This is a genomic window from uncultured Shimia sp., from assembly GCF_947493595.1.
Taxonomy (GTDB): domain Bacteria; phylum Pseudomonadota; class Alphaproteobacteria; order Rhodobacterales; family Rhodobacteraceae; genus Shimia.
Window position 1 is genome coordinate 849,220 of sequence record NZ_CANLRL010000001.1, and the last position, 24,355, is coordinate 873,574.

At 57.6% G+C, this 24,355-nt stretch carries 19 protein-coding genes; 12 read left to right on the plus strand and 7 right to left on the minus strand.

What is annotated here, in order from left to right; all coding sequences use genetic code 11:
- Positions 1 to 58 precede the first annotated feature (58 nt).
- The 5 genes from dusB to Q0955_RS04280 all read left to right on the plus strand — a co-directional run bounded on the left by dusB (position 59) and on the right by Q0955_RS04280 (position 7,318).
- Complete coding sequence (gene dusB, locus Q0955_RS04260) at positions 59 to 1,069, plus strand: tRNA dihydrouridine synthase DusB (RefSeq protein ID WP_299420295.1); 1,011 nt, start codon at positions 59 to 61, stop codon at positions 1,067 to 1,069.
- Positions 1,066 to 2,151 (plus strand): ATP-binding protein, encoded by a 1,086-nt coding sequence (locus Q0955_RS04265; protein ID WP_299420298.1) that lies wholly within the window; start codon positions 1,066 to 1,068, stop codon positions 2,149 to 2,151. The genes dusB and Q0955_RS04265 overlap by 4 nt, the downstream gene beginning before the upstream one ends.
- Positions 2,151 to 3,515 carry a response regulator gene (locus Q0955_RS04270; RefSeq protein WP_299420301.1) on the plus strand — a complete coding sequence of 455 codons (1,365 nt, stop codon included), beginning with the start codon at positions 2,151 to 2,153 and terminating at the stop codon, positions 3,513 to 3,515. Before Q0955_RS04265 ends, Q0955_RS04270 begins: the two co-directional genes overlap by 1 nt.
- 201 nt (positions 3,516 to 3,716) lie before the next feature.
- Positions 3,717 to 5,900 (plus strand): PAS domain-containing sensor histidine kinase, encoded by a 2,184-nt coding sequence (locus Q0955_RS04275; protein ID WP_299420303.1) that lies wholly within the window; start codon positions 3,717 to 3,719, stop codon positions 5,898 to 5,900.
- Complete coding sequence (locus Q0955_RS04280; protein ID WP_299420306.1) at positions 5,897 to 7,318, plus strand: sigma-54 dependent transcriptional regulator; 1,422 nt, start codon at positions 5,897 to 5,899, stop codon at positions 7,316 to 7,318. The genes Q0955_RS04275 and Q0955_RS04280 overlap by 4 nt, the downstream gene beginning before the upstream one ends.
- Positions 7,319 to 7,336: 18 nt before the next feature.
- Here Q0955_RS04280 and Q0955_RS04285 read toward each other — a convergent pair whose 3' ends face one another.
- Positions 7,337 to 7,768, minus strand: a complete 432-nt coding sequence (locus Q0955_RS04285) for a hypothetical protein (protein ID WP_299420309.1) — start codon at positions 7,766 to 7,768, stop codon at positions 7,337 to 7,339.
- Positions 7,769 to 7,793: 25 nt separating this feature from the next.
- Positions 7,794 to 8,276 (minus strand): hypothetical protein, encoded by a 483-nt coding sequence (locus tag Q0955_RS04290; RefSeq protein ID WP_299420311.1) that lies wholly within the window; start codon positions 8,274 to 8,276, stop codon positions 7,794 to 7,796.
- A 134-nt stretch (positions 8,277 to 8,410) separates the two neighbouring features.
- Between Q0955_RS04290 and trkA the strand changes: the two genes are divergently transcribed.
- The 4 genes from trkA to hflX all read left to right on the plus strand — a co-directional run bounded on the left by trkA (position 8,411) and on the right by hflX (position 12,947).
- Positions 8,411 to 9,787: a Trk system potassium transporter TrkA gene (trkA, locus tag Q0955_RS04295; protein WP_299420314.1), complete on the plus strand. Its 1,377-nt coding sequence runs from the start codon at positions 8,411 to 8,413 to the stop codon at positions 9,785 to 9,787.
- Positions 9,788 to 9,790: 3 nt separating this feature from the next.
- Positions 9,791 to 11,311 (plus strand): potassium transporter TrkG, encoded by a 1,521-nt coding sequence (locus Q0955_RS04300; RefSeq protein WP_299420317.1) that lies wholly within the window; start codon positions 9,791 to 9,793, stop codon positions 11,309 to 11,311.
- Between the two features lie 122 nt (positions 11,312 to 11,433).
- On the plus strand, positions 11,434 to 11,673 hold the full coding sequence (hfq, locus tag Q0955_RS04305) for an RNA chaperone Hfq (RefSeq protein WP_008204623.1): 240 nt from the start codon (positions 11,434 to 11,436) through the stop codon (positions 11,671 to 11,673).
- Positions 11,673 to 12,947: a GTPase HflX gene (hflX, locus tag Q0955_RS04310; RefSeq protein WP_299420319.1), complete on the plus strand. Its 1,275-nt coding sequence runs from the start codon at positions 11,673 to 11,675 to the stop codon at positions 12,945 to 12,947. Before hfq ends, hflX begins: the two co-directional genes overlap by 1 nt.
- A 4-nt stretch (positions 12,948 to 12,951) precedes the next feature.
- Here the strand turns inward: hflX and Q0955_RS04315 are convergent, their stop codons facing one another.
- Positions 12,952 to 15,420 (minus strand): penicillin acylase family protein, encoded by a 2,469-nt coding sequence (locus Q0955_RS04315; RefSeq protein ID WP_299420321.1) that lies wholly within the window; start codon positions 15,418 to 15,420, stop codon positions 12,952 to 12,954.
- A gap of 81 nt (positions 15,421 to 15,501) precedes the next feature.
- Between Q0955_RS04315 and Q0955_RS04320 the strand changes: the two genes are divergently transcribed.
- Positions 15,502 to 16,374 (plus strand): NAD(P)-dependent oxidoreductase, encoded by an 873-nt coding sequence (locus Q0955_RS04320; RefSeq protein WP_299420324.1) that lies wholly within the window; start codon positions 15,502 to 15,504, stop codon positions 16,372 to 16,374.
- On the opposite strand, the gene Q0955_RS04325 is transcribed toward Q0955_RS04320, so the two are convergent.
- From Q0955_RS04325 to hemB, 3 genes are all read right to left on the minus strand, one after another.
- Positions 16,349 to 17,155: a carboxylesterase family protein gene (locus Q0955_RS04325; protein WP_299420327.1), complete on the minus strand. Its 807-nt coding sequence runs from the start codon at positions 17,153 to 17,155 to the stop codon at positions 16,349 to 16,351. The genes Q0955_RS04320 and Q0955_RS04325 overlap by 26 nt on opposite strands.
- A gap of 18 nt (positions 17,156 to 17,173) precedes the next feature.
- On the minus strand, positions 17,174 to 17,734 hold the full coding sequence (locus Q0955_RS04330) for a YSC84-related protein (protein WP_299420329.1): 561 nt from the start codon (positions 17,732 to 17,734) through the stop codon (positions 17,174 to 17,176).
- A gap of 132 nt (positions 17,735 to 17,866) precedes the next feature.
- Positions 17,867 to 18,868, minus strand: coding sequence for a porphobilinogen synthase (gene hemB / locus Q0955_RS04335; protein WP_299420332.1), 1,002 nt, complete (start codon positions 18,866 to 18,868; stop codon positions 17,867 to 17,869).
- A gap of 117 nt (positions 18,869 to 18,985) precedes the next feature.
- Here hemB and Q0955_RS04340 point away from each other — a divergent pair, with 117 nt between their 5' ends.
- Both Q0955_RS04340 and mfd read left to right on the plus strand, forming a co-directional pair.
- On the plus strand, positions 18,986 to 19,510 hold the full coding sequence (locus Q0955_RS04340; RefSeq protein WP_299421051.1) for a component of SufBCD complex: 525 nt from the start codon (positions 18,986 to 18,988) through the stop codon (positions 19,508 to 19,510).
- A 40-nt stretch (positions 19,511 to 19,550) separates the two neighbouring features.
- Positions 19,551 to 23,018 carry a transcription-repair coupling factor gene (gene mfd, locus Q0955_RS04345; RefSeq protein WP_299420335.1) on the plus strand — a complete coding sequence of 1,156 codons (3,468 nt, stop codon included), beginning with the start codon at positions 19,551 to 19,553 and terminating at the stop codon, positions 23,016 to 23,018.
- A 118-nt stretch (positions 23,019 to 23,136) separates the two neighbouring features.
- On the opposite strand, the gene Q0955_RS04350 is transcribed toward mfd, so the two are convergent.
- Positions 23,137 to 24,354, minus strand: coding sequence for an MFS transporter (locus Q0955_RS04350; RefSeq protein WP_299420338.1), 1,218 nt, complete (start codon positions 24,352 to 24,354; stop codon positions 23,137 to 23,139).
- Position 24,355: the final 1 nt, after the last annotated feature.

The following is a 24,355-nucleotide window of genomic DNA, read 5'->3' on the forward strand; positions in this document are numbered from 1 at the left end:
TGATTGAATTTGACCAAGAGGACAGATACGCCGAATGCAACGCACAAGGATACCGCACGTGACCATTCAAGTCGCAAATCTCACTCTGACACCCCCTGTTTTTCTGGCGCCGCTGGCCGGAATCACTGATCGCCCGTTCCGGGATTTGGTTGGCAGCTTTGGGGCTGGTCTGGTGGTGAGCGAGATGGTGGCAAGTCAGGAAATGGTGCAGGCCAAACCTGGTGTCCGTGAGCGCGCGGAACTGGGATTTGGTGAGGCGACCACGTCTGTGCAGTTGGCTGGGCGTGAAGCGCATTGGATGGCGGAAGCGGCGCGGCAAGTTGAGGCCAATGGGGCCACGCTGATTGACATCAACATGGGCTGTCCGGCGAAAAAGGTGACCAGCGCCAGTGGGGCCGGAGCCAGTGGCTCGGCGCTGATGAAGAACCTGGATCATGCGCTGACGTTAATCGAGGCTGTGGTGGGCGCCGTGGATATTCCTGTGACGCTCAAGACGCGACTGGGGTGGGACGACAATATGTTGAATGCGCCCGAGCTGGCGCAACGGGCGGAAAACGCCGGGGTTCAGATGTTGACCATTCATGGGCGCACGCGATGCCAGTTTTACAAAGGTGCGGCGGATTGGGCGGCCATCAAAGGCGTGAAAGACGTCGTGAATATTCCGGTGATTGCCAATGGCGACATTGTGGATGTGCCCACGGCCAAGGCGGCGCTGGCGGCCTCTGGCGCGGATGGCGTCATGGTGGGGCGTGGCGCACAAGGCCAGCCCTGGTTGCTTGCGCAGATGGCTGCAGAGCTTTTTGGGGGCGATGCACCGGAGGCGCCAACAGGGCAGGCCTTGGTTGAGATGGTGCAGGGGCATTATGAGGCGATGTTGTCCTTTTATGGCGTGGATCTTGGTCTGCGCGTCGCTCGAAAACATCTCGGGTGGTACATGGATCATGTCGGCACCGACGCCGCATTGCGCCGTCGCGTGCAGACCAGTCGGGACACAGACGAAGTAATGGCGTTGTTGGCCGAGGCCTTGCTGTCGCCTGATCCAACTCCAAACAAAGGAGAGGCGGCATGAGTGCAGAGACCCCGTTTTGGAACAGTCTGCCGGTGCCCGCGTTGGTGGTGGATAAAGCGGATGTGATCCTGCGCATCAATCCAGCGGCGGAGACGTTTCTGAATGCCTCGGCAAAGTCCATGGTTGGGCAGCCGATCTGGGACAAGGTGATGATTGATGCGCCTTTGGAGGACGCCTTTCATCGGGCGCGCGAACATGGCACGCCGCTGTTTGTGAATGATGCGGACGTCGGCACTGGTGACGGGCCGCCGGTGCAATGTAACCTGCAGATAGCACCGCTGGCGGATGCGGCAGATGAAATGTTGTTTCTGATTTCAAGCCGGGAACTGGCCGGGCGGATGACTCGTAGCCATTCAGTGAAATCCTCTGCCAAGTCAGCGATTGGCATGGCAGAGATGCTGGCGCATGAGATCAAGAACCCCCTGGCTGGCATCACCGGTGCGGCACAGCTCTTGTCAATGAACCTGAGTTCTGAGGACCTGGAGCTGACGGATCTGATTGTAGAGGAGAGCCGCCGAATTGTGAAACTGCTGGAGCAGGTGGAGCAGTTTGGCAATCTGTCGCTGCCCCAGCGCAAACCGGTGAACATTCACGATGTGTTGGACCGCGCGCGGCGCTCCGCCTTGGTCAGCTATGGTGCGCATATGCAGATCATCGAGGACTACGATCCGTCGCTGCCGCCCGCCGAAGGGGATGCGGATCAGCTACTGCAAGTGGTTCTGAATCTGCTGAAGAATGCCAGTGAAGTGGCTGGAAAATCAGGAACAATTCGCATTCACACCTACTACGAACATAGCTTCCGGTTGCGCCGGGCGGACGGCACCGGGCAGCCTTTGCCGTTGCAAATTGAGATCATTGATGACGGGCCGGGATTGCCCGATGACCTCAAGGGCGACGTGTTTGATCCCTTTGTGTCCGGGCGGGAAAACGGCACCGGGTTGGGGCTCGCGTTGGTCAGTAAAATTGTCTCGGATCATGGTGGCATGATCACGGTGGATTCGGTGCCAGGGCGCACGGTTTTCAAACTCTCGCTGCCGCGGGCAAGCAAAGAAACTCTGAAAGCATTTGAGGAGAGTCAGTAATGGATGGCACGGTTCTGGTTGCAGATGATGATCGCACGATCCGCACGGTATTGACGCAGGCTCTCACGCGGGCGGGGTGCAAGGTGCACGCCACCTCCTCGCTGACCACGCTGATGCGTTGGGTTGGGGAGGGCAAAGGTGATGTGGTGATCACCGATGTGATGATGCCAGACGGCAATGGATTGGAGATGCTGCCGAAGATTTCCGAGGACCGTCCGGGGCTGCCGGTGATTGTGATTTCGGCGCAGAACACCATTATGACAGCGATTCAAGCGGCGGAAGCGGAGGCATATGATTACCTGCCCAAGCCGTTTGACCTGCCAGATTTGATGAAGCGAACCGGTAAGGCCCTGGAACAAAAACGGCGTGCGCCGACGGCGCCAGTGGCGGATGAGGAGCGGCCGGACGAGCTGCCGCTTGTGGGGCGTACTGCCGCGATGCAGGCATTGTACCGCTTGGTGGCGCGGGTGATGAACACAGATTTGCCCGTGTTGATTTCTGGCGAAAGTGGCACGGGTAAATCCTTGATTGCCAAAGAAATTCACGATTTTTCTGACCGCAGGAACTTGCCTTTTGTGGTGGTGAATGCGGCTGACTTAAGTGACTTGGAAGGGCCCGCAAAGGTTTTGGCCAAGGCCAAGGGCGGCACCATTCTGGTGGATGAAATTGGCGACATCGAGGATGAGGTTCAGGCCCGCATCGTGCGCATGATGGACACGCCCGGGGAGCACAGCCCCCGGTTTATGGCCACCAGTCAGGTGAATTTGAACGCGGCGATGGACAGCGGCACCGTGCGCCAGGATCTCTATTATCGTTTGAACGGCGCGGCGATCCATGTGCCAGCATTGCGTGAGCGGGTCGATGACATCCCGCTATTGGTGGAGCACTTCCTGAATCGCGCAGAACGGGACGGCGCGCCGATGCGAGTGTTCTCGGAAGAGGCGATGGAGCTGTTTCGGGCCTATAGCTGGCCGGGCAATGTGCGGCAGTTGGAAAACGCCGTGCGGCGGTTGGTGTTGACAGCACAGGCAGAAGAAGTCTCGCGTGGTGAAGCCGAGCTGATGCTGGGGGCGCAACCTCAGGCCGGTCCGCTTCTAGGCGGGGATGACAGTGAAAAATTGTCCGCCTCCGTGGCGCGGCACCTACGCCGGTATTTTGATCTGCATGGCAACATGCTGCCGCCGGCAGGGCTCTATGCGCGGATTCTACGTGAGATTGAGCTTCCGCTGATTGAAATTGCGCTGGATGCAACCGGAGGAAATCAGGCGAAATGTGCTGATTTGTTAGGGATCAACCGAAATACGCTTCGTAAAAAAATCACTGATTTGGATATTCACGTGACACGCCGCCGCAAATTGATGTAAAAAGGCCACATAAGCGTGGCGCGCGGGTCGCACTCTGAGAAAAAGAGTCGGGACTTAGAACGTGCCACTGAATATGGCGGTGGGCCGCGAAAGCGGTACCAAATCAATTGAGGAAGTCGGGTGTCTAGCCGGACAGCAACCAATCATTGGGCGCGTTTTCAGCGCTTGCGTAGGCAAAGGCGTGTCCAGAATGCCGCAACTTTGGGGTTGGTGGTGCTTGGGCCTGTGCTGGCGCTTGCGACCTTCTTAGTGCTTGGCCCGTTTGATTTGGGCGCCTCGTCCAACGGCCTTCGTTCGATTCTCTTGGCTGATTTGGTCTACGTGCTCGTGGTGGCGACGCTGGTGCTGCAAAACGTGATGCGTGCGATCGCTTCGCGCCGGGCCAAATCGGTTGGGTCGCGGCTGCACCTGCGCCTGACCGGTGCGTTTGCGCTTTTGGCTTTGGTGCCAGCGGTGACGGTGGCAGTGTTTGCCGGATTGACGCTGAACATTGGCCTTGAGGGCTGGTTTAGCGAACGTGTGCGTCAGGTGGTGGGCAATTCGTTGTCAGCAGCGCAGGCCTATGAAGCCGAGCACATTCAGGGGTTGGAAGAAGATGCTGGCCTGCTTGCGGATTTTTTGAACGAGAGTAAGCGCCGCAGTTTTGGACTTGATGCAGGCGAAGTGCGGGTGTTGCTGGCTTCGGGTCAGGTGCAAATTCAGCGTGGTTTGAAAGAAGCTTTTGTGATCGATAGTGCCGGAGAGATTCAGGCGCGCGGCGAGCGGTCATACCTGTTTGATTATGAGAAGCCTTCTGAGGCGGACATGCAGGTGGCGATAGATGATGGCTCGGTCATCATTCGAGACCTTGATAATAATGAGATGCGGGCTTTGGTGCGGCTGGATGCGTTTCTGGACCGGTTTCTTTACATCAGTCGCGAGGTTGACGCCGAAATCTTCCAGCTTCTGGATGACACACAGGCCAGTGCGCGTTTGTACTCGCAGCTAGAAAGCGAACGCGGGCAGCGACTGTTTGAATTTGGCATGATCTATCTTGGGTTTGCGCTGATCCTTGTGTTGGCGGCGATCTGGATGGGGATGTGGTTTGCGGAACGTTTGTCGCGACCTGTTGGGCGCCTGACGGGGGCCGCGCAGCGGGTTGGAGCCGGTGATCTGGATGTGCGCGTGGTGGAAGAAGATGGGGATGATGAAATCGCCATGTTGAGCCGCTACTTCAACCAAATGACGCGACAGTTGAAGGCCCAGCGAGAGACGTTGCTGGACAACACACGACAGATTGATCGTCGTCGACGCATGTTTGATTCGGTGTTGAGTTCGGTCACGTCCGGTGTTGTTGGTCTGGACAGTGATGGCAAGGTTGCCTTTGTGAACCGGTCGGCGCAGCGGCTGCTGGAGTGGGATGAAGATCGACAGGAGATGCCACTTTCCTTGGCGGTGCCCGAATTTGGGCCGTTGTTTGAGGGGCTGAAATCCAGCGGCAAAGAGGTGGCGCAGGAAGAGGTGAAGGTCAGCCGGTCGGGACGGTTGGAGAACCTGCTGGTGCGCATGGCCACGCGGCGACGGGATGATGGCTCGCTGGAAGGTTATGTGGTGGCGTTTGATGATGTGACCGACCTTGTGACGGCGCAGCGCATGGCGGCCTGGGGAGATGTGGCCCGGCGGATCGCGCATGAGATCAAGAACCCGCTGACACCCATTCAGCTGAGCGCAGAGCGTATTCGGCGCAAATTTGCCAGCAAGGTGGGGGAAGAGAGCGATCAGCTTGAGCAGATGACAGAGGTCATTGTACGGCAGACCAACGACCTGCGCCGGATCGTGGATGAGTTTTCCAAATTTGCTCGGATGCCGGAGCCGGTTCGGAAGGCGGTTGAGGTGGTGGAACTGGTGTCGGGAGCTGTGTTGTTACAGGAATCTGGTCAGCCGGATGTGCGGTTTCAGCGCGACATTTGTGACGGGCCACTGGCTGCGGATTTGGACGCGACAATGATCTCTCAAGCGTTGACAAATCTTATCAAGAACGCCGGAGAAGCCACTGAATCTTTGCAAGAAAAAGGCGCGTCTGATGGGTATGTTCCTGAGGTACATGTGAGCTTGATCCAGGAGGCCGGTGAAGCTGTTGTGCGCATCGCGGACAATGGCATTGGTTTGCCGGAGGACCGAGCGCGATTGTTCGAGCCCTATGTCACCACGCGAGACAAGGGCACGGGTCTTGGTCTCCCGATTGTGAAAAAGATCATCGAAGAACACGGCGGGCAGCTCGCGCTGCTGGATGCGCCGGTGTTTGACAACAATTCCCACGCAGGAGCGATGGCCGAAATTCGGCTGCCGCTGTCTCAGCAGTCTGCAGCTGACGTGGAGCCCAAAGAGAGCGAGCGAGTATTATGAGTGACATTCTGATCGTAGATGACGAACGCGATATCCGGGAGTTGGTTTCCGATATTTTGAAGGACGAAGGCTACACCACACGCCTTGCGGGAAACTCTGATGATGCGATGGCTGAGGTCACCAGTGCGCAACCGGCGCTTATGATCCTCGATATTTGGCTCAAAGACAGCAATATGGATGGCATCGACATCCTGAAAGCCGTGAAAAATGATTACCCAGAAGTGCCGGTGGTGATCATTTCAGGGCATGGGAACATCGAGATTGCGGTCGCGGCGATCAAGCAGGGTGCCTACGACTTCATCGAGAAGCCGTTCAACATCGATCAGCTGCTGGTGGTGATCAAGCGGGCGATGGAAACCAGCCGCTTGCGCCGCGAAAACACCGAGTTGAAGCGTCAGGACAGCAAGCCTACAGAGCTGATTGGAGAAAGTGCGGCCTTCCGCGGGATGATTTCTCAATTGGACAAAGTGACCCGTTCCAATGGACGGGTGATGTTGACTGGCCCCGCGGGCGTCGGGAAAGACGTGGCGGCGCGCTACATTCACGCCAATTCCAATCGGGCAGGTGCGCCGTTTGTGACCGTATCCTGCGCGGGCATGGATCCGGATCGGGTTGAAGATATCTTGTTTGGCCGCGAAAGCGCGGAACGGGGCGTTGAGACCGGCCTGTTGGAACAGGCCAATGGCGGTGTGATCTATTTTGACGAAGTGGCGGATATGCCATTGGCAGCGCAGAGTAAAATTCTGCGCGTTTTGGTGGATCAACAGTTCACACGCGTGGGCGGCGCCAAGAAGGTTCGGGTTGATCTGCGGGTGATTTCCTCGACGAACCGCAACCTGAAGCAGGCGATTGATGCGGGTGTGTTCCGTGAGGAACTGTATCACCGGCTAAATGTCGTGCCGATTGCAGTGCCATCTTTGGAAGAGCGGCGCGAGGATATTCCCGAGCTTGCGGCGTATTTCCTTGCACAACTGCATGATGGACAAGGTCTGCCACTACGCGAGTTGAGTGTGGATGCGGCGGCACTGATGCAAACCATGGTGTGGCCGGGCAACGTGCGGCAGCTGAAGAACCTGATTGAGCGGGTTCTGATTTTGGGCGATGGGCAGGGGCCGATTGAGTGTCGCGAGCTGCCTGGTGAGACCGATGCCCCTGCGGAAGAGGGCCGTGTGGTGCTGTCCGGTGCGCTGGCAACCTTGCCATTGCGTGAGGCACGTGAGGCATTTGAGCGGGAATATCTACTGACCCAAATTAACCGGTTTGGTGGCAATATCAGCCGCACCGCCAGTTTTGTTGGTATGGAGCGCAGTGCGTTGCACCGCAAACTGAAGTCGCTGGGCGTTGTGACCTCCAACAAGGCAGGCACGCGTGTGGCGCATGTCACCGCTGAGGAAGAGGAGGCGCGTGAAGCCGGGTAATCCCGGCTTTTCAGGTCTTTAGAGCGGTTTGCTTAAGTCGATAATCACACGACCGTTGTCCGTACGCAGGCCGCAGATGTTGGGGCTGAGATGTGGGGCAACGGTGATGGGCGCGTAAGAGCGACCGGCAATCTGTTCGTCTTTGCAATAGGGAATGGTCACGCGGGCATAACCGCGTTCTTCCATACATTTGCGGGCGGCAGTATAGCGTGGCCCTTCGTTGATATCGTAGCTTTCAGGTCGCTGGCCAATCACCCGGCCGTCAGCTGCGTAAATCGGCCACCAGTCAGTGACGATTCGCGGGGGGTATCTGTCGGACGCAAGGCGGTTGCATTGCGCCTGATCCACGTTGCGCTCGGTTTTGGTTTTGCCAGGCTGATACATGGTGGAGAATTCTGTGCAGCCAGACAGGGCCAACAGCAGACATCCGGTGAGCAAAGGGTGTTTCATGACATGTTTCCTTGGCAAGGTCGGCTCACACCGGTTTGTTGAGATCCACTAGGGCGACGCCGCCGCTTTGTGCCCGGATGGCGCAGAGGTTGGTGGCTGGTTTGGGCGCACCTTTGACGGGGGTAAACTGTCGACCGGCCAATTGCGCTTCGGTACATACCGGATGGGTCACGGCGGTATACCCTTTGAGGGACATGCAGTCGCGACGGTGTTCGGCGCGCATGCCAGCGTTTACGTCGCGGGTCTGGATGTGGTTGCCGCCGTAATATCCGGGGTAGCCGCCCCAATACCCGCCAACGTAGCCGCCATACCCGCCGTGATAGCCGCCGTAGACTGTGGTGGTGAATGTTGCGGAGGGAAAGAGGCGGTTGGCTTCCACCGAACAGGAGGTGTCATCGCGCGATGCGGTTTCGCGCGACACGCCCGGTTTGGCAAATCCGGAATAGGAAGTTGGGCTACATGCCGCTAGGGAAAGGCCTAAAATGGCAAAAAGGGCCGCTGTCCGCATGAGACTCACCTTTGACGCAAATGCTTGAAACTTAAGCCAATCAAATCCGGTATGGAGGCGGGGGTCAATGGTAACAATTGACCTGCCTTCCCCCTTCTGGCATGGCTGAGAGCCGAAACCCAAGAGGGAAGCACATGAAGGTCATTATCTGTGGGGCCGGTCAGGTTGGGTGGCAAATTGCCCGCCATTTGTCCGGTGAAAACAACGACGTTACCGTTGTTGACAACAACCCCGAGCTGGTGCGGCGCGCCACGGATACGCTGGATGTTCAAGGCATTGCGGGGTTTGCAAGCTATCCGGATGTGTTGGATCGCGCAGGCGCGCGGGACGCAGACATGGTTATTGCCGCGACCTATTCTGACGAGGTCAATATGGTGACGTGTCAGGTGGCGCATTCGGTGTTTTCGGTGCCGCGCAAGATTGCCCGTCTGCGCAGCCAGTCTTATTTGGATGTGCTGTATTCTGACCTGTACCGACGGGATCATATGCCAATTGACGTGGTGATTTCGCCTGAACGCGAAGTGGCGGATGCGGCGCTGAAGCGTTTGGCGACGCCTAAGGCTTTTGACGCAGAGACGTTCCTGGGTGGCAAGGTTCAAATGCTGGGCCTGACACTGGACGAGGATTGTCCGGTGGTGAACACGCCACTGCGCCAGCTGACTGACCTGTTTTCGACATTGAGTGCAGTGGTGGTTGGCGTGCGGCGCAAGGGATCATTGATAGCGCCGGAGCCGGGGGACCAGCTGTTTGTGGGGGATGACATCTATGTCTTCACACTTGCAGAAGACGTCAACCGGACCATGGAAGTGTTTGGCAAACAGCAGAAAAAACAGGATCGCGCCGTGATTGTGGGCGGCGGAAACGTCGGGTTGATGGTGGCCCAACGACTCGAAGCCAGCGCCTCACGGGTGCGCACCAAGATCATCGAACGGGACCGGAAAGTGGCGGAACGCGCGGCGGAAGCGCTGGAACGGACCATTGTTTTGAACGGCGACGGCATGGATGTGGCGCTATTGGCGGAAGCCGGCGTGGATCGGGCGGATGCTGTGTTGGCTGTGACCGATGACGATAAAACCAATATGCTGGCCTCTGTGCGGTCGAAATCCGCAGGGTGTCCATTGGCGATTTCTTTGATCAACGATCCAACTTTGGCGCCCCTGATGACGCCGCTGGAGATTGATGCGTTTATCAATCCGCGCGCCACCACGGTGAGTTCGATCCTACGTCATATTCGACATGGTCGGGTGAAAGACGTCTATTCTGTGGGAGACACCGAAGCGGAAATCATCGAGGCTGAGGTACTGTCGACGTCCCCGATTGCAGGGCAAATGGTGCGTGACATTGATTTCCCGGAAGGCGTGCTGATCGGTGCCATTCTGAAAGGTACTGAGGTGGTGAAACCCAAAGGTGGCACGCGCATCGATGAAGGCGACGTGATTGTGCTGTTTTCCCTGACCGCAGACGTGCCCGAAGTGGAGCGGTTGCTGCAAGTTTCCATCGACTTTTTCTAAGCCATGAAGCTGAGCCTGTCACAAATTCCCCTGCTGGTGCAGATGACGCTGTTTTCCGGCTTTTTGATGTTTGTGCCGGCGGCGCTGGCCACCCAACAGGATCAGCATTTTGTCGCTCGGATGTTTTTTTACGGCGGCATTTTGGTCCTGTTTGCCTGCGTGCTGATTGCGATTGCAATCCAGGGCACCAAGCGCCAAGCGCGGACGTCTGACAATCTCAAGGCGTTGTTTTTTGCCATTACCTTATTGCCCGCTGTGCTGGCCTGGCCGATGTATGAAGCGCTCGATGTAGTGCCGTTTCTGGACGTGTATTTTGAGATGGTCAGCAGCCTGACCACCACAGGCATGACCATTTACGAGCCCGCCAGCATGTTGGTGGATCCGCTACATTTGTGGCGTGGCATGGTGGGCTGGCTTGGCGGGTTGTTGATGTGGCTGGCCGCAGCGGCAGTGTTTGCCCCGCTTAGCCTTGGTGGGTTTGAAGTGACAGCAGTCGGGGAGCCAGGGCAGGCGAGCGCAAGCCTGGGGCATATGCAGCGTGCCCATCCGATGAAACGCTGGAGCAAAGCAGCGCAGGCGTTGGTGCCGATCTACGTTGGGCTGACGTTTGCTTTGGCTGTGATGCTGATTGTACTTGGCGAAAGTCCGTTTGTGGCCACCATGCACGCGATGGCAACCATGTCGACCAGCGGTATTTCCGCAGTGGGCGGCGTTGGATCCAGTGTCAGCGGCGTGCCCGGAGAGATGGTGATTTTCCTGTTTCTTTTGTTTGCCCTTTCACGCGGCACGTTCAGTTCGGATACGGGGGCTGTACGGCGTAATAATCTCTGGGAAGATCCGGAATTACGGTTGGGCTTTTTGATTGTTGCGGTTGTGCCGACGGCGCTGTTCATGCGCCATTGGGTGGGCGCGTTTGAAGACAACGCGTTACAAGACCCGGCGGCAGCTTTGAAAGCGGCGTGGGGCGGGATGTTCACGGTGATGAGTTTCCTGACCACCACTGGTTTTCAGAGTGGCGAATGGGAAGTGGCACGTGAATGGAGCGGACTGTCCGCGCCGGGCCTGATCCTGATGGCGTTGGCGATGGTAGGTGGCGGAGTGGCCACAACTGCCGGTGGCGTGAAGCTACTGCGGGTCTATGCGCTTTACGTGCAGGGACTTGGGGAAATGGAGCGGCTGGTGCATCCGAATGTGGTGCTTGGCCGCCGCCGCACAGGTGCGCGGCAAATTCGGCGCAAAGGCGCGGTGATTGCCTGGGTGTTTTTCATGCTGTTTGCGCTGTCGATTGCGGCGGTGACGATTGCACTGGCCCTGCTTGGGAACGATTTTCAAGAGGCGGCCATATTGGCCATTTCGGCGCTGACCACAGCGGGGCCGCTGACCCAAATTGCCGGTGAGTTCCCAATTGCGATTTCGTCGCTTGGGGTCGCGGAAAAGCTCATTTTATGTGCAGCTATGACCTTTGGACGACTGGAGGCACTGGCCATCATCGCATTGATATCGCCCGATTTGTGGCAGAAATGATGCGGTTTACGTGGGGCCGAACCAAAAACTTAACAATTTAGGCTGGTAAGTCACGAATCCACGTTCCATACTCCCTGCGCACGACTACCCGATGCATAAACAAGAACAAAGGCAAGCGCGACATGGCTTCGGATCGACAGAATCTCCAAGATGCATTTTTAAATCACGTCCGGAAAACCAAAGTTCCGGTGACTATTTTTCTGATCAATGGCGTAAAATTGCAGGGTGTGATCACCTGGTTTGACAATTTTTGTGTGTTGTTGCGCCGCGATGGTCAGAGCCAGTTGGTCTACAAACACGCAATCTCCACAATCATGCCGGCCCAGCCGATTTCTCTTTACGAGGGTGAAGACGCCTCTTGATGGAGCATGACACGCAGGTGACCCGCGCTTGGGTCCTGCATCCCGATATTTACGGCGCCGATGTCCGGCGTGAGGCCTCTTTCGCATTGGAAGAGGCCATTGCACTTGCGGACGCTTTGCCGGAGCTGGACGTGGTTGGCTCTAACGTCGTGCGCTTGCCACGGGCGCAGCCGGGCACGCTTTTTGGTACTGGCAAGATTGAAGAGCTGAAGGCGCTGTTCAAAGCCAACGAAGTGGATCTGGTCCTGATTGACGGGCCGGTGACACCGGTGCAGCAGCGCAACCTTGAGAAAGAATGGAAAGTCAAACTTCTGGACCGGACCGGGTTGATCCTTGAGATCTTCTCGGATCGTGCACGTACGCGCGAAGGTGTTTTGCAGGTGGAGATGGCGGCGCTGTCTTACCAACGCACACGACTGGTGCGGGCCTGGACACACTTGGAACGCCAGCGTGGTGGTCTTGGGTTTGTGGGTGGCCCCGGTGAAACCCAGATTGAGGCTGACAGACGAGCGATTGATGACCATCTGGTGCGGCTGCGGCGGCAGTTGTCCAAAGTGGTGAAAACCCGTGAGCTGCATCGAAAGGCGCGGGCCAAAGTGCCGTTCCCGATTGTCGCGCTTGTGGGGTATACCAACGCGGGGAAATCCACGCTCTTCAATCGTGTGACCGGTGCGGATGTGATGGCAAAGGACATGTTGTTTGCCACGCTGGACCCAACCATGCGGGCGGTGGAATTGCCGAACAACGGGCCCGAAGTGATCTTGTCTGACACAGTGGGCTTCATCAGCGATTTGCCCACGCAATTGGTGGCGGCGTTTCGCGCAACTCTTGAAGAGGTGCTTGCTGCGGACCTGGTTCTGCATGTGCGCGATATTGCACACCCGGAGAGCCAGCATCAGGCCGAAGATGTGACCACCATTCTTGAGACGCTTGGCCTCAGCGAGGACACGCCGCAGATCGAAGTTTGGAACAAGATCGACCTGCTCAGTGCCGATGATCGCGACGCCGTGGTGGCCAAAGCCGACCGTGAGGGTGCGATCTTTGCTGTGTCTGCGGTGAGTGGCCAAGGGTTGGACGAGATGTTTGCGGCCATTGCTCAGGCGTTGGCTGGTGACAAAACCCGTGAGGTTTTGAAACTGTCGTTTGCCGATGGCAAAGGCCGGGCCTGGTTGTTCAAAGAAGGTGTTGTCGAAGGTGAGCAGCAAACCGAAGACGGGTTTGAGCTCACCGTTCACTGGACACCAAAGCAGCGGGCCCAGTTCGAGGGCCTATAAACCATTACTGCGCGCGCGGCTGCAATGTGGTGACACCCACCGCGGCGGCGCGCGCCAGTTCTTCATCCAGAGACATTGGAATGTATTCACCACGACGCCATAGTTGGGCCATGTCGTCATAATAGCGCGACAGGAAGTGACCAGATTGGCCGGTGGAGATGATGAACACCGAGCTGTCCGGATCAGCAAAATCATAGACGCCTCGATAGCCGGCGGCGTGTACATTCAGGAATGGGTTGGCACCGGCGCCCGCCGTTTTGCCACGTTGAAGTGTGTTGTCGCCGCCGGACGTGGATTGGCGGATGTTCACAAAGAAGCGTAGCACTGGCACTTTGCCAAGAACTTGGTGGTCGTGGGTGGCTTGGTGCACATCGCCCCAGCGTAGGGCTTCGAGTTGCTGACCGTAGCGCTCTTCAATCGCGATAAGCGCGTCGTCCAGCGCCAAACGGGCCATGTCTGCGCAAGTTTCCTTGGGCGCACTTTGGCGTACGTCACACCACGCTGCCGCGCCGCCAACGTTGCGGAAAACACGTTCGATGAAGAGCGGCTCCGCATGGGTGAATTCATCTGCCAGCGGACCAAGATCATCACGGATCAGACGGTCTTGCAGGGCGCGGGTCCAGGCGGCGTAGATAAGCGGCTCCGGCATGTGCTCATTCATTTCACCATTCCATTCGGACAGCAGTGTCAAAGCGCGTTGGCGTTGACGTTCGCGGGAGCCTTCGGGCGCAGCTTCGCCGGTGAACCAGAGGTCTGCGCCAATCAGCGGGAGCAGGGCGCGGGCGGAAAAGCTGACGGTATCCAGCTGCGCTTCGATGAAGCTATCCCGAGTGTGCACACGGCGCGATTGCATCAGACGGGTCCAGCGTTGGATGCGCTGGCTGTCGCCCCAAACGTGGGAGATATGCGCGGGGAAGGGGCGTTCGACAAGTTTGTTGTTGGTGTTGCCGACGATGCCACCAACCGGCTCGATGAAGGACGGATTGGCGGCGGTATCCAGCGTGCCTTGCCAGCGGTTCTCCACACGCCAACCGAGGGCGGGAAGGCGGCCCTGACTTTGGTGTCTGGCATCCCGTTTGGGCAGAGCACCGATCAACTTCATGCCGATGTTTTCGCGATCCGCGAGTGTCAGTGTGAGACCCGGAGCGACATGGCCTTTTGTGGCGTCCATGCCGTCTTCGATCGAGCGCGCAAACATCAGCGCCATCAAGGCACTTGTTGATGTGTCACGTGGGCTGAGCGCTGTCCAGTTTAAGGCTGCGACATGGCCTGGAGGTGTGATTGTGTTCAGGTTGAAATCGGATCCTGGCAGGACGGGGCCGTTGTCGGTCCAGCGCAACGTCAGGGTGATGGGTTCGCTGTCCTTGATGGTAATGATGGATTTACGGGTGGCAAATGGTTTGAAACCGGTTGGTGTGCGGTAGTTTTCCGAATTGGACGGATCCAGCTCTTCGATCATGATGTCCTGATCGTCGACGTAGGCCGCTGTGACACCCCAGCCGAGATCGTTGCTGCGGCCTGCCAAAACCACAGGAATGCCGGGGATTGTGGCGCCAATCACGCCGCCGGAAGAGAGTTCTAAACGCGCAAGGTACCATATGGCCGGCGCCGACAGACCAAGGTGTGGATCGTTGGCCAGAAGGGTGCCTCCTGAGGCGCTGCGGTTTGGTGCAGCGGCCCAGGCGTTGGACGCGCCGGACAGGCTTGGCAGTGCAAATGGAGAGAGTGGGTGCTCCGGCAGTGGCGCGCTTTTGGCAAACTTTGGCGTGTTGGGCACAAGGCTGGCATATTCAGGCAGCGCGGCAACGCCGGTGCCGGGGGCGTCTGGCAAGATGTCGACAAGGCGGGCCTGATCCGGCAACGCAAGTGAGGTGCGCGCACGCAGCACTTCGAATTGCATATGGCCGGTGAGCTGAAGCGCCATGAGTTTTTGCAAGGCGATGGAATCAGACGGCTGCCAGGGGGCAAAGCTCTGTTTGAACAGGAACAGCTCCGGAGCGCCGCGCCCCAAGGCCTCGGTGTTGACCTCAGTGATGCGGGCGTTGACGCCGCGTGCGTAAGCCTTCAACGCAGCGAGAGTTTCATCGTCTTGTACATGTACGGATTGGCGTGCGGCACTGGCCAAATCAAGGCGGCGCATCACTTTGTCGATGTCTACCGTTCGGGGACCAAAGACTTCGGACAGGCGGCCCTGAACCGTGCGGCGCATGGTCAGCATTTGCCACAGGCGGTCCTGCGCGTGGGCATAGCCAAGACCAAAGAAGACATCCTCGTCAGATTGGCCAAAGATGTGTGGCACGTTGGCATTGTTGCGCACGATTTCGACGGGCTCTGTGATGCCTGCGACAGAGAGAGATTTGTCGTAGGTTGGCAGACTGCGCGAGGCGAGGAAGTAGATCAGCGCGACACCAAGCACACATAGAATCACCAGGCCGCTCGCGATCCGCAAAAGCCATTGAAAGAATGTGGTCATAGGGCTGCCCTTGTTTGTTCTTGCCTTCTGCTTGCGCAGGCGAGACAAGTATTACGACAATAGACAGTTGGGGAAAAGACGATGGCAAAAGTTGCCTTTTTGGGTCTGGGTGTAATGGGCTATCCGATGGCTGGCCACTTGGTGAAGGCTGGTCACGAAGTGACTGTTTTTAATCGCACAACTGCCAAGGCGGAAGCTTGGGCGAAAGAGCACGGCGGGGCGTTTGGTGTAACGCCAAAAGAGGCCGTTCAGGGTGCGGATTTTGTGATGTGCTGCGTTGGTAACGATGATGACCTGCGGCAGGTCTGTGTTGGCGAAGATGGCGCGTTTGACGGCATGGCGGCAGATACGATTTTTGTCGATCACACCACGGTGTCGGCCAAGGTGACGGCAGAACTGTATGACGCGGGCAAAGCGCAAGGCATCGCCTTTGTGGACGCGCCTGTGTCTGGCGGGCAGGCTGGGGCGGAAAATGGCGTGCTGTCGATCATGTGTGGCGGTGATCAAGCCAGCTATGATGCGGCTGAGTCGGTGATGCAGGCGTATGGACGGTCGATCAAGCGTTTGGGCGAGAGCGGTGCGGGACAATTGACTAAGATGGTGAATCAGATTTGTATTGCCGGTCTGGTGCAAGGTCTGTCTGAAGGGCTCCATTTTGCCGAAAAGGCTGGGTTGGATGGCCGTGCCGTGGTGGACGTGATTGCCGGTGGCGCAGCTGGTAGCTGGCAGATGCAGAACCGCTATGAAACCATGATCGACGACGAGTTTGAGCACGGATTTGCCGTGGACTGGATGCGCAAAGATCTAGGGATTTGCCTGTCGACAGCGGATGAAGTGGGCGCGAGCCTGCCAGTGACCGCATTGGTGGATCAGTTTTACAAAGATGTGCAAAAGCAGGGTGGCGGGCGCTGGGATACATCCAGCCTGATCAAACGCCTGCGCGCGATGGGTTAAGCACGCCCGACCGGCGCATCAGGTTTTGCGCCTTGTCCCAATACGGCGTCCCATCCGGGGCGTCGTCAGTAAACAACGCGTGCACCGGTGCGTTGTGACCTTTCCTTGTGCAGATCTGGATGTCGATCGGGGCATTGGCCCGCGCGATGAGCGGTGCAAGGATGTCGCAGTTTCGCGTGGGCACAATGCGGTCTTCGCAACTGTGTAGCATGAGGCAAGGCGGCGCGTTTTTTGATAGCGCCCAAGGGTTCTGCAATGTGGCACCCAGAGCGATGACGCAGGCTGGTTTTTCAAATTTTTGCAGGTTGTCATCGGGAAAGGCCAAAGACAGGCCAACCATGCCACCCGCTGAGATGCCGATAAGACCAATGTTCAGATCGCCGAAGTTTTGCGGCGATTTCGGGCTCCTGAGAAACGCAATGGCCGCGCCGGCGTCCATCCGTGCGGCTTCGAACCGAGGACCCATCAAGTTGTGTTGCAGTGTGAGGCCGCAGCCTTTGGTGCGGCGGCGGTTGGCGTAGACTTGCCGGCGGATTGGCACCGATAGGTCCGTGTCCTCCGCGCCTAGGCGATAACTGATCGACGCCATCGCCACACCAAGATCGGTCAATTTACGTGCAAGCCTTTCAGCCGGCGGACCTCTGCGGTCGCCTTTAAGAAAGCCACCGCCATGGACAAAGAGCATCAGACCAGTTGGTGATTTGTCGTCCGGCAGAAACAGATCGAGCGCCAGGGTGTGGCCGGAGCGCTCGACATAAGGGATTTCCGTGAGCTCCCGCATTCCCAAAACGTCAGCGGCTTATGGGATGATGCGGGTGTATTTGATGCCTTCCAGCGTGGCGCCGATTTTCAAGCCTGCTTGTCCAAAGATCACAGCAATCACCGGGGCCAAGAGGTTGGTTGTTTCCGCCGAGATATTGGCGCCTTCGTTGGCAACCACATATTGAACACCGGCACCTGCAGCCCAGCCGTTGGAGCTGCGGAATTCGGAAAGCGCGCCATCGGTCATGAAAAACAACACATGGGCGTGCTGCTGTGCGCCAAGTTGCAATCCAACGCTGCCTTTGGTGGCGGAGTAGTAATCCACGGTTACATCATCAATGCGCAGGGCACCGCGTCCGTAACCGCCGCCAAAGCCAAACCCGGCTTCGGTGATCAATGGCATGACCAGCATGCCGGTTGATTTGGCCTTCAGGTCCAACGTGTTAGGGTACTCGGTAAAAAGGTAATCTAATGTGGTGTCCGCGCGCGCGTCTATTTCGCTTGAGGCGTTGGAGCCTACACCGTTACCGCAGGCAGCGGTCAATCCTGCCGCGGCCAGTCCGGTCAGCGCAAAGCCGCGCCGTGTCAAATTGCTCATGGTCTTTTGCCCATTTGTGTTGTTCTGCTCATACCACCGGTTTTTTGATCCGGTTTGGCAATAGTATAGTCGGCGCAGAGTTCGATGTCACGAAAACTGCGCCGTTTCCCTATATTTTGTGTACCTTTGGGTTCACTTTTCCGCCAACTTCCGGGCCACGGCTGGTGCAAAGTAGGTCAGGATGCCGTCGCATCCAGCGCGTTTGAAGGCCATCAGGCTTTCGAGCATGGCTTTGTCACCGTCGATCCAACCGTTTTGCGCGGCGCCGGTGATCATCGCGTATTCACCTGACACCTGATAGGCAAAGGTTGGTACGCCAAATTCGTTTTTCACGTCTCGGCAAATGTCCAAGTAGGGCATGCCCGGTTTGACCATGACCATGTCGGCCCCTTCTGAGAGGTCACGCGCAACAAGACGCAGGGCCTCGTCAGCATTGGCAGGGTCCATTTGATAGGTTGTTTTGTCGCCTTTGAGGGCGCCGGACGCGCCAACAGCGTCCCGGAAAGGACCATAAAAGGCGCTGGCGTATTTGGCGGCGTAGCTCATCAGCATCACATTTTGGAAGCCGTTGGCCTCAAGGGCGTTGCGGATGGCGCCAATGCGATTGTCCATCATGTCCGATGGACCAATGATGTCTGCGCCAGCCTCAGCTTGCGACAGCGCTTGTTTGACCAGGGCGTCCACAGTGGCGTCATTGACAATTTCGCCATCCACCACAAAGCCGTCATGCCCATTGATGTTGTATGGGTCCAGCGCGACGTCGGTCATCACCGCAATCTCCGGCACTGCCTCCTTGATTGCGCGGGTCGCGCGGTTGGAGAGGTTGTCCGGATTCCAGGCCTCTGCACAATCCTCGGTTTTCAGCGAAGGATCCGTGTAGGGAAAGAGGCAGATTACCGGAATACCAAGGTCAGCGGCCTCGCGTGCAGCCTCGACGATCTTGTCCACGGAGCGGCGGTATACACCAGGCATGGAGGGAATTGGCTCTTCCACCCCTTCGCCATCGCGCACAAATACGGGCCAGATGAGGTCATCCACGGTCAGCGTGTTCTGACGCACTAGGCCGCGCACAGCAGCAGATTGGCGGGTGCGGCGCAGGCGCGAGGTTGGGAATGGCGCAGGCGTGTGGGTCATTGGGAGCTCCGTAAATTTGCAACATCAGAGGTGCCACGGATTTTACCACACCTCAAGGCTAGGAATTGCCGCAGGGGCGCGGTATGTGAGTTAAAATTCTAAAGGGCAGTGAAGACTTTGGACCTGAGCCAAACTATTTTTGAACTCATCGATATGCGCAGCTTCAGCAACCTCTGGTTCTGGATTGCGCTTGCGGTTTTCTGGTCAACGGCCAGCCATTGGGTGTTGGGGGTGCCGTGGGATTCTGTACTGCGGGCGAAGCGCAACGGCGGTCAGGCGGAGATTGACCTTCAGGATTTGGTGCGGATCAATTGCAACCGTTTGCTGCACATTGCGGATGTGTCCGGCCTTTTCCTGATCGGGGGCGGTTGTTTTGCACTGACAGGTTTGGCGGGCGTCGGTTTCGGGTACAATGTGGAATTTGCACAGGCGGTGTTCCTGCTGATGTTTCCCATGAGCATTGTCAGTTTGCTGAGTGTCCGGCTGGCTCGGCGTATTCGGGCAGATGCCCCCTCATCCGCTGATCTCAGAAAGCGGTTGGCGCGGCACCGGTTTTGGGTGCAGTTTATCGGGATGATTTCAATTTTTGTGACCTCGCTTTGGGGTATGTTTCAGAACTTCCAAATCTCTCCTCTTGGGTGAGGCCACCCCAGTAACACTATAAAATTGGACGGTTAATCCGATGAAAGACGCGCAGCACATCTCCGTGGGTGGGGCTCCTGAAGGCTTTGACGCTCAGCTGATCCTGAATGAGGTGGCCAAAAGCAATGGCCCGGTGGTGCATGTTGCGCGTGACGATAAGCGCATGGCGGCCACACGGGCGGCGCTGGAATTTTTCCAACCCGACATGCCGGTGATTGTGTTTCCGGGGTGGGATTGTCTGCCTTATGACCGCGTGTCCCCGAATGCCGACATTTCCGCGACACGTATGGCGACCTTGGCCGGTTTGGTGCATGACATGCCCAGCCGTTTTGTACTGTTGACCACACTCAATGCGGCCACTCAGCGGGTGCCCGCGCGTCAGGTGTTGAAAGAGGCGGCGTTTCGGGCACAGGTCGACCAGAGGGTGGACGAAGAGGCGCTGCGCCAGTTTTTGGTACGCATGGGATTCACGCAGGCACCAACCGTGATGGAGCCGGGGGATTACGCAATCCGAGGCGGGATCATTGATATCTTTCCACCGGGTGACAGTGGCCCGGTACGGCTGGATTTCTTTGGTGACGTTTTGGATGGCGTGCGGCGGTTTGATCCGGCGACGCAGCGGACCACTGAAACGCTCGACATGATCGAGCTTGCGCCCGTCAGCGAGGTCATCCTGGATGATCCGGCAATCACGCGGTTTCGGCAGAATTACCGCATCGAGTTTGGTGCCGCTGGCACGGATGATCCATTGTATGAAGCGATCAGTGCAGGGCGTAAACATCAGGGGGTGGAACACTGGCTGCCGTTCTTCCACGAGACACTGGAAACCCTGTTTGATTATCTGCCAGACGCGGTGATATCTGTGGATGATCAATCAGATGCGGCGCGCCTTTCACGTTGGGACAGCGTGGCGGATCAATATGAAACCCGCCAACATGCCATGGCACAAAAAGCCCGTATGGACACGGTGTATAAACCGGTGCCAGCGGAGCTTTTGTATTTGGATGACGCGGCCTGGAGTGACGCGATCAAAGGGCGGCGGGTGCTGCATTTCTCGCCGTTACCGCAAGCGTCTGGCCCCGGTGTGATTGATGCTGGTGGGCGTATTGGTCGCAATTTCTCTCCTGAGCGTCAGCAAGAAGCGGTCAGTCTTTTTGGGGCTCTGGCGGAGCACATCCGCAAAAAACAGGCGGATGGGCCGGTGGTTGTGGCGAGCTACTCCGAGGGCGCGCGGGAGCGTTTGAGTGGGCTGATCGAAGACGAAGGTCTGGCCGAAACCATTCACATCAAAGACGCAAAAAACATCCGGAAAACCGGTCTTTACCTGGCTGTACTGGCGCTGGAACATGGGTTTGAAACACCGTCCATGACGGTGATTTCCGAGCAGGACGTGTTAGGCGATCGTCTGATCCGGGCTCCACGCAAAAAGAAGCGGGCCGAAAATTTCCTGACCGAGACCCAATCACTGAGTCCAGGTGACCTGGTGGTGCATGTCGACCACGGTGTCGGGCGGTATCTGGGGCTGGAAGTGGTCACCGCGGCAGGGGCTGCGCATGAGACCATCGCGCTGGAATATGCGGAAAGTGCAAAGCTGTATCTGCCGGTTGAGAACATTGAGCTGTTGTCAAAATACGGCCACGATGAGGGGCTGTTGGATCGCCTTGGTGGCGGCGCATGGCAGGCCAAGAAAGCCAAGCTGAAAGAGCGCATCCGCGAGATGGCGGACAAGTTGATCCGCGTGGCGGCGGAGCGAGAATTGCGCAGGGCGCCGGTGCTTGAGGCACAACACCATGCTTGGGAAGAATTCTCTGCCCGGTTCCCGTATCAGGAAACCGAAGATCAGTTGAGCGCGATTGGGGATGTGATCGGCGATCTGGCGTCTGGACGGCCTATGGATCGGCTTGTTTGTGGTGATGTGGGCTTTGGTAAAACCGAAGTTGCTATGCGCGCGGCTTTTGTGGCGGCGATGTCTGGGCAACAAGTGGCCGTGGTGGCGCCGACCACCTTGTTGGCGCGACAACACGCCAAAGGGTTTGCGGAGCGGTTCCGAGGGTTTCCCTTGGAAGTCAGAGCTTTGTCGCGGTTTGTTTCAGCCAAGGAAGCGGAAAAAACCCGCGAGGGTATCGCGCGCGGGACCGTTGATATTGTGGTGGGCACGCATGCGCTTTTGGCCAAGAGCATCCGGTTTAAAGACCTTGGTTTGCTGATCATTGATGAGGAACAGCACTTTGGTGTGGCCCATAAAGAGCGGCTCAAGCAGATGCGCAGTGATGTGCATGTGCTGACGCTGACTGCGACACCGATCCCACGGACCCTGCAGTTGAGCTTGTCGGGCGTGCGCGACTTGTCGATCATTGGCACGCCGCCGGTGGATCGCTTGGCAATCCGTACCTATGTGAGTTCTTTTGATGCGGTTACTGTGCGTGAAGCCTTGTTGCGGGAGCACTATCGCGGGGGGCAGAGTTTCTACGTTGTGCCGCGGATCAGCGACTTGCCTGAAATTGAAGAGTTTTTGCGCGACCATGTGCCGGAAGTCAGCTTTGTCACGGCGAGTGGGCAAATGGCGGCGGGCGAACTCGATGACCGTATGAACGCGTTTTACGACGGCAAGTATGATGTTTTGCTGGCGACCACTATTGTGGAAAGTGGTTTGGATATTCCAACCGCGAACACAATGATTGTGCATCGCGCGGATATGTTTGGTCTGGCACAGCTCTATCAAATCCGGGGACGGGTTGGGCGCTCCAAGACGCGGGCCTATGCTTATATGACCACCAAGCCGCGGGCCAAGTTGACACAAGCCGCGGAAAAACGGCTGCGGGTTTTGGGGTCTTTGGACACGCTGGGAGCTGGATTTACCCTTGCTTCTCAAGATCTTGATATTCGTGGCGCTGGCAACCTGCTGGGTGAAGAGCAGTCAGGTCAGATGCGCGATGTGGGTTATGAGCTTTACCAGTCGATGCTGGAAGACGCGATTGCCAAGATCAAGACGGGCGAGCTGGAAGGGTTGTCGGAAGGCGATGACCAATGGGCGCCTCAGATCAACCTTGGCGTGCCTGTTCTGATCCCAGATACCTATGTACCTGATCTGGATGTGCGGCTTGGTCTTTATCGTCGTCTGAGCGGGTTGCAGGGCAAGGTAGAGCTGGAAGGTTTTGCCGCTGAACTGATTGACCGGTTTGGGAAATTACCCAAAGAGGTCAATACTTTGCTTCTGATCGTGCGGATCAAGGAGATGTGCAAGAAGGCTGGCATTGCCAAACTGGATGGTGGGCCCAAAGGCGCGACAATTCAGTTCCACAATGATAAGTTTGCTTCGCCGCAGGGTTTGGTCGAGTTCATTCAGGATCAGAAAGGGCTCGCCAAGGTCAAGGACAACAAAATTGTTGTGCGTCGGGATTGGAAGAAATCCTCAGACAAGATCAAAGGCGCGTTTGCGATTGCTCGGGATCTGGCGCAGAAAGTTGTCGACGAGAAGAAACGCAAGAAGGCAAAAACCGCCAAATAGCGCGTCGGTATTGCGTCTGTATCGCGGCTGTTTTGCGGAGGTGCAATTTTGCTGCCATTGGCTTGGGGGCGCTACCCCCAAAACCCCCGGGATACTTTGGGCCAAATGAAGCTTTGGGTCAGTCCAAACGCAGGCGCGCAATGGCGTAAAGCAGCAGGCAGAAGCAGAGGGCAGCTGCGGTTAGGAATGGTGCGCGCAGGGCGAGTTCACGGCCGAGAGAGGGTTCCAGAAGCGTCACCAATGCGCCCGCTGCCAGGGCGCCCAGGGGCATGCTGCCCCAGCCAAAGAAACGGTAGATGCTGTTTACGCGGCCCAGAAGTTCCGTTGGAATGCGACGTTGACGCCATGAGACGGTGATCACATTCCACAGCATCGCAGCGGCCATGACGGAGAACAGGGCTGTTGCCATCGGCGGAGCTGAGGTGCTGAGGCTGATGGTGCCATAGCCGATGCCCCAAATGGCGATGGAGGCATAGAGGCAGGGCTGCGTGCCAAATTTTTGCACCAGTTTGGGCGCGGTGAGACTGCCAGTGATGGCGCCAAGGGCGGCGATCGAGAGCAGGAAGCCGTATTGCGTGGCTGAGAGTGACAGCACGTCTTGGGCAAAGAGCACTTGAACAGTCATCGTGCCCATGGCGATGAAGTTCGCGCAGCCGAGCACAACGGCGAGGCGCAGCAGAAGTGGATCACTGCGCATGAAGGCGATGCCTTCCTTGAGAGCGCCATAGAAATCTTGTTGCACTTTGGAGCGGGGGGAGAGGCTGATCATCCAGACCATTCCGGCGGCGAGAACCAGAGCTGCTATGTCCAATCCAAACGGCAGCGCGATGCTGGAGGCGATTAAGAAGCCTGCAAGTGGCGGCCCAATGAATTGGCCGGTTAACTGTTCAACGCTCCACATTTGGCCATTGGCGGCCTCGAGGTCCGAAGGGGTGACGATGTCCGGTAGGATGGTTTGGGCCGCGTTGTCGCGCAGGACCTCGGCGGCGCCCAGTACGAAGGTGAGGGCGGTGAGCAGCCAGATGGCGCCTGGGCCAGGTGCGCTGAGCGCCAGCCATAAGATGGCGCCCACTAGGGTGGCACGTAGAAGGTCAGCCCGCGCGATGAGTTTGCGGCGGTCCACCTGATCCGCGACCACGCCTGCTGGCAGCGCAAAGAACAACCATGGCAGACGTCCGGCAGCAGCGACAGCAGCGATGGCGACTGGGTCGCGCGTCAGCAATGTAGCGAGCCATGGGATGGCCAACATCACGAGGCCGTCGCCCAGATTGGTTAGGGCGCCGGAGGCAAAGAGAAGTCGGAAATTTCGATTTCGGCGGATCAAGGTGCTGGCCATG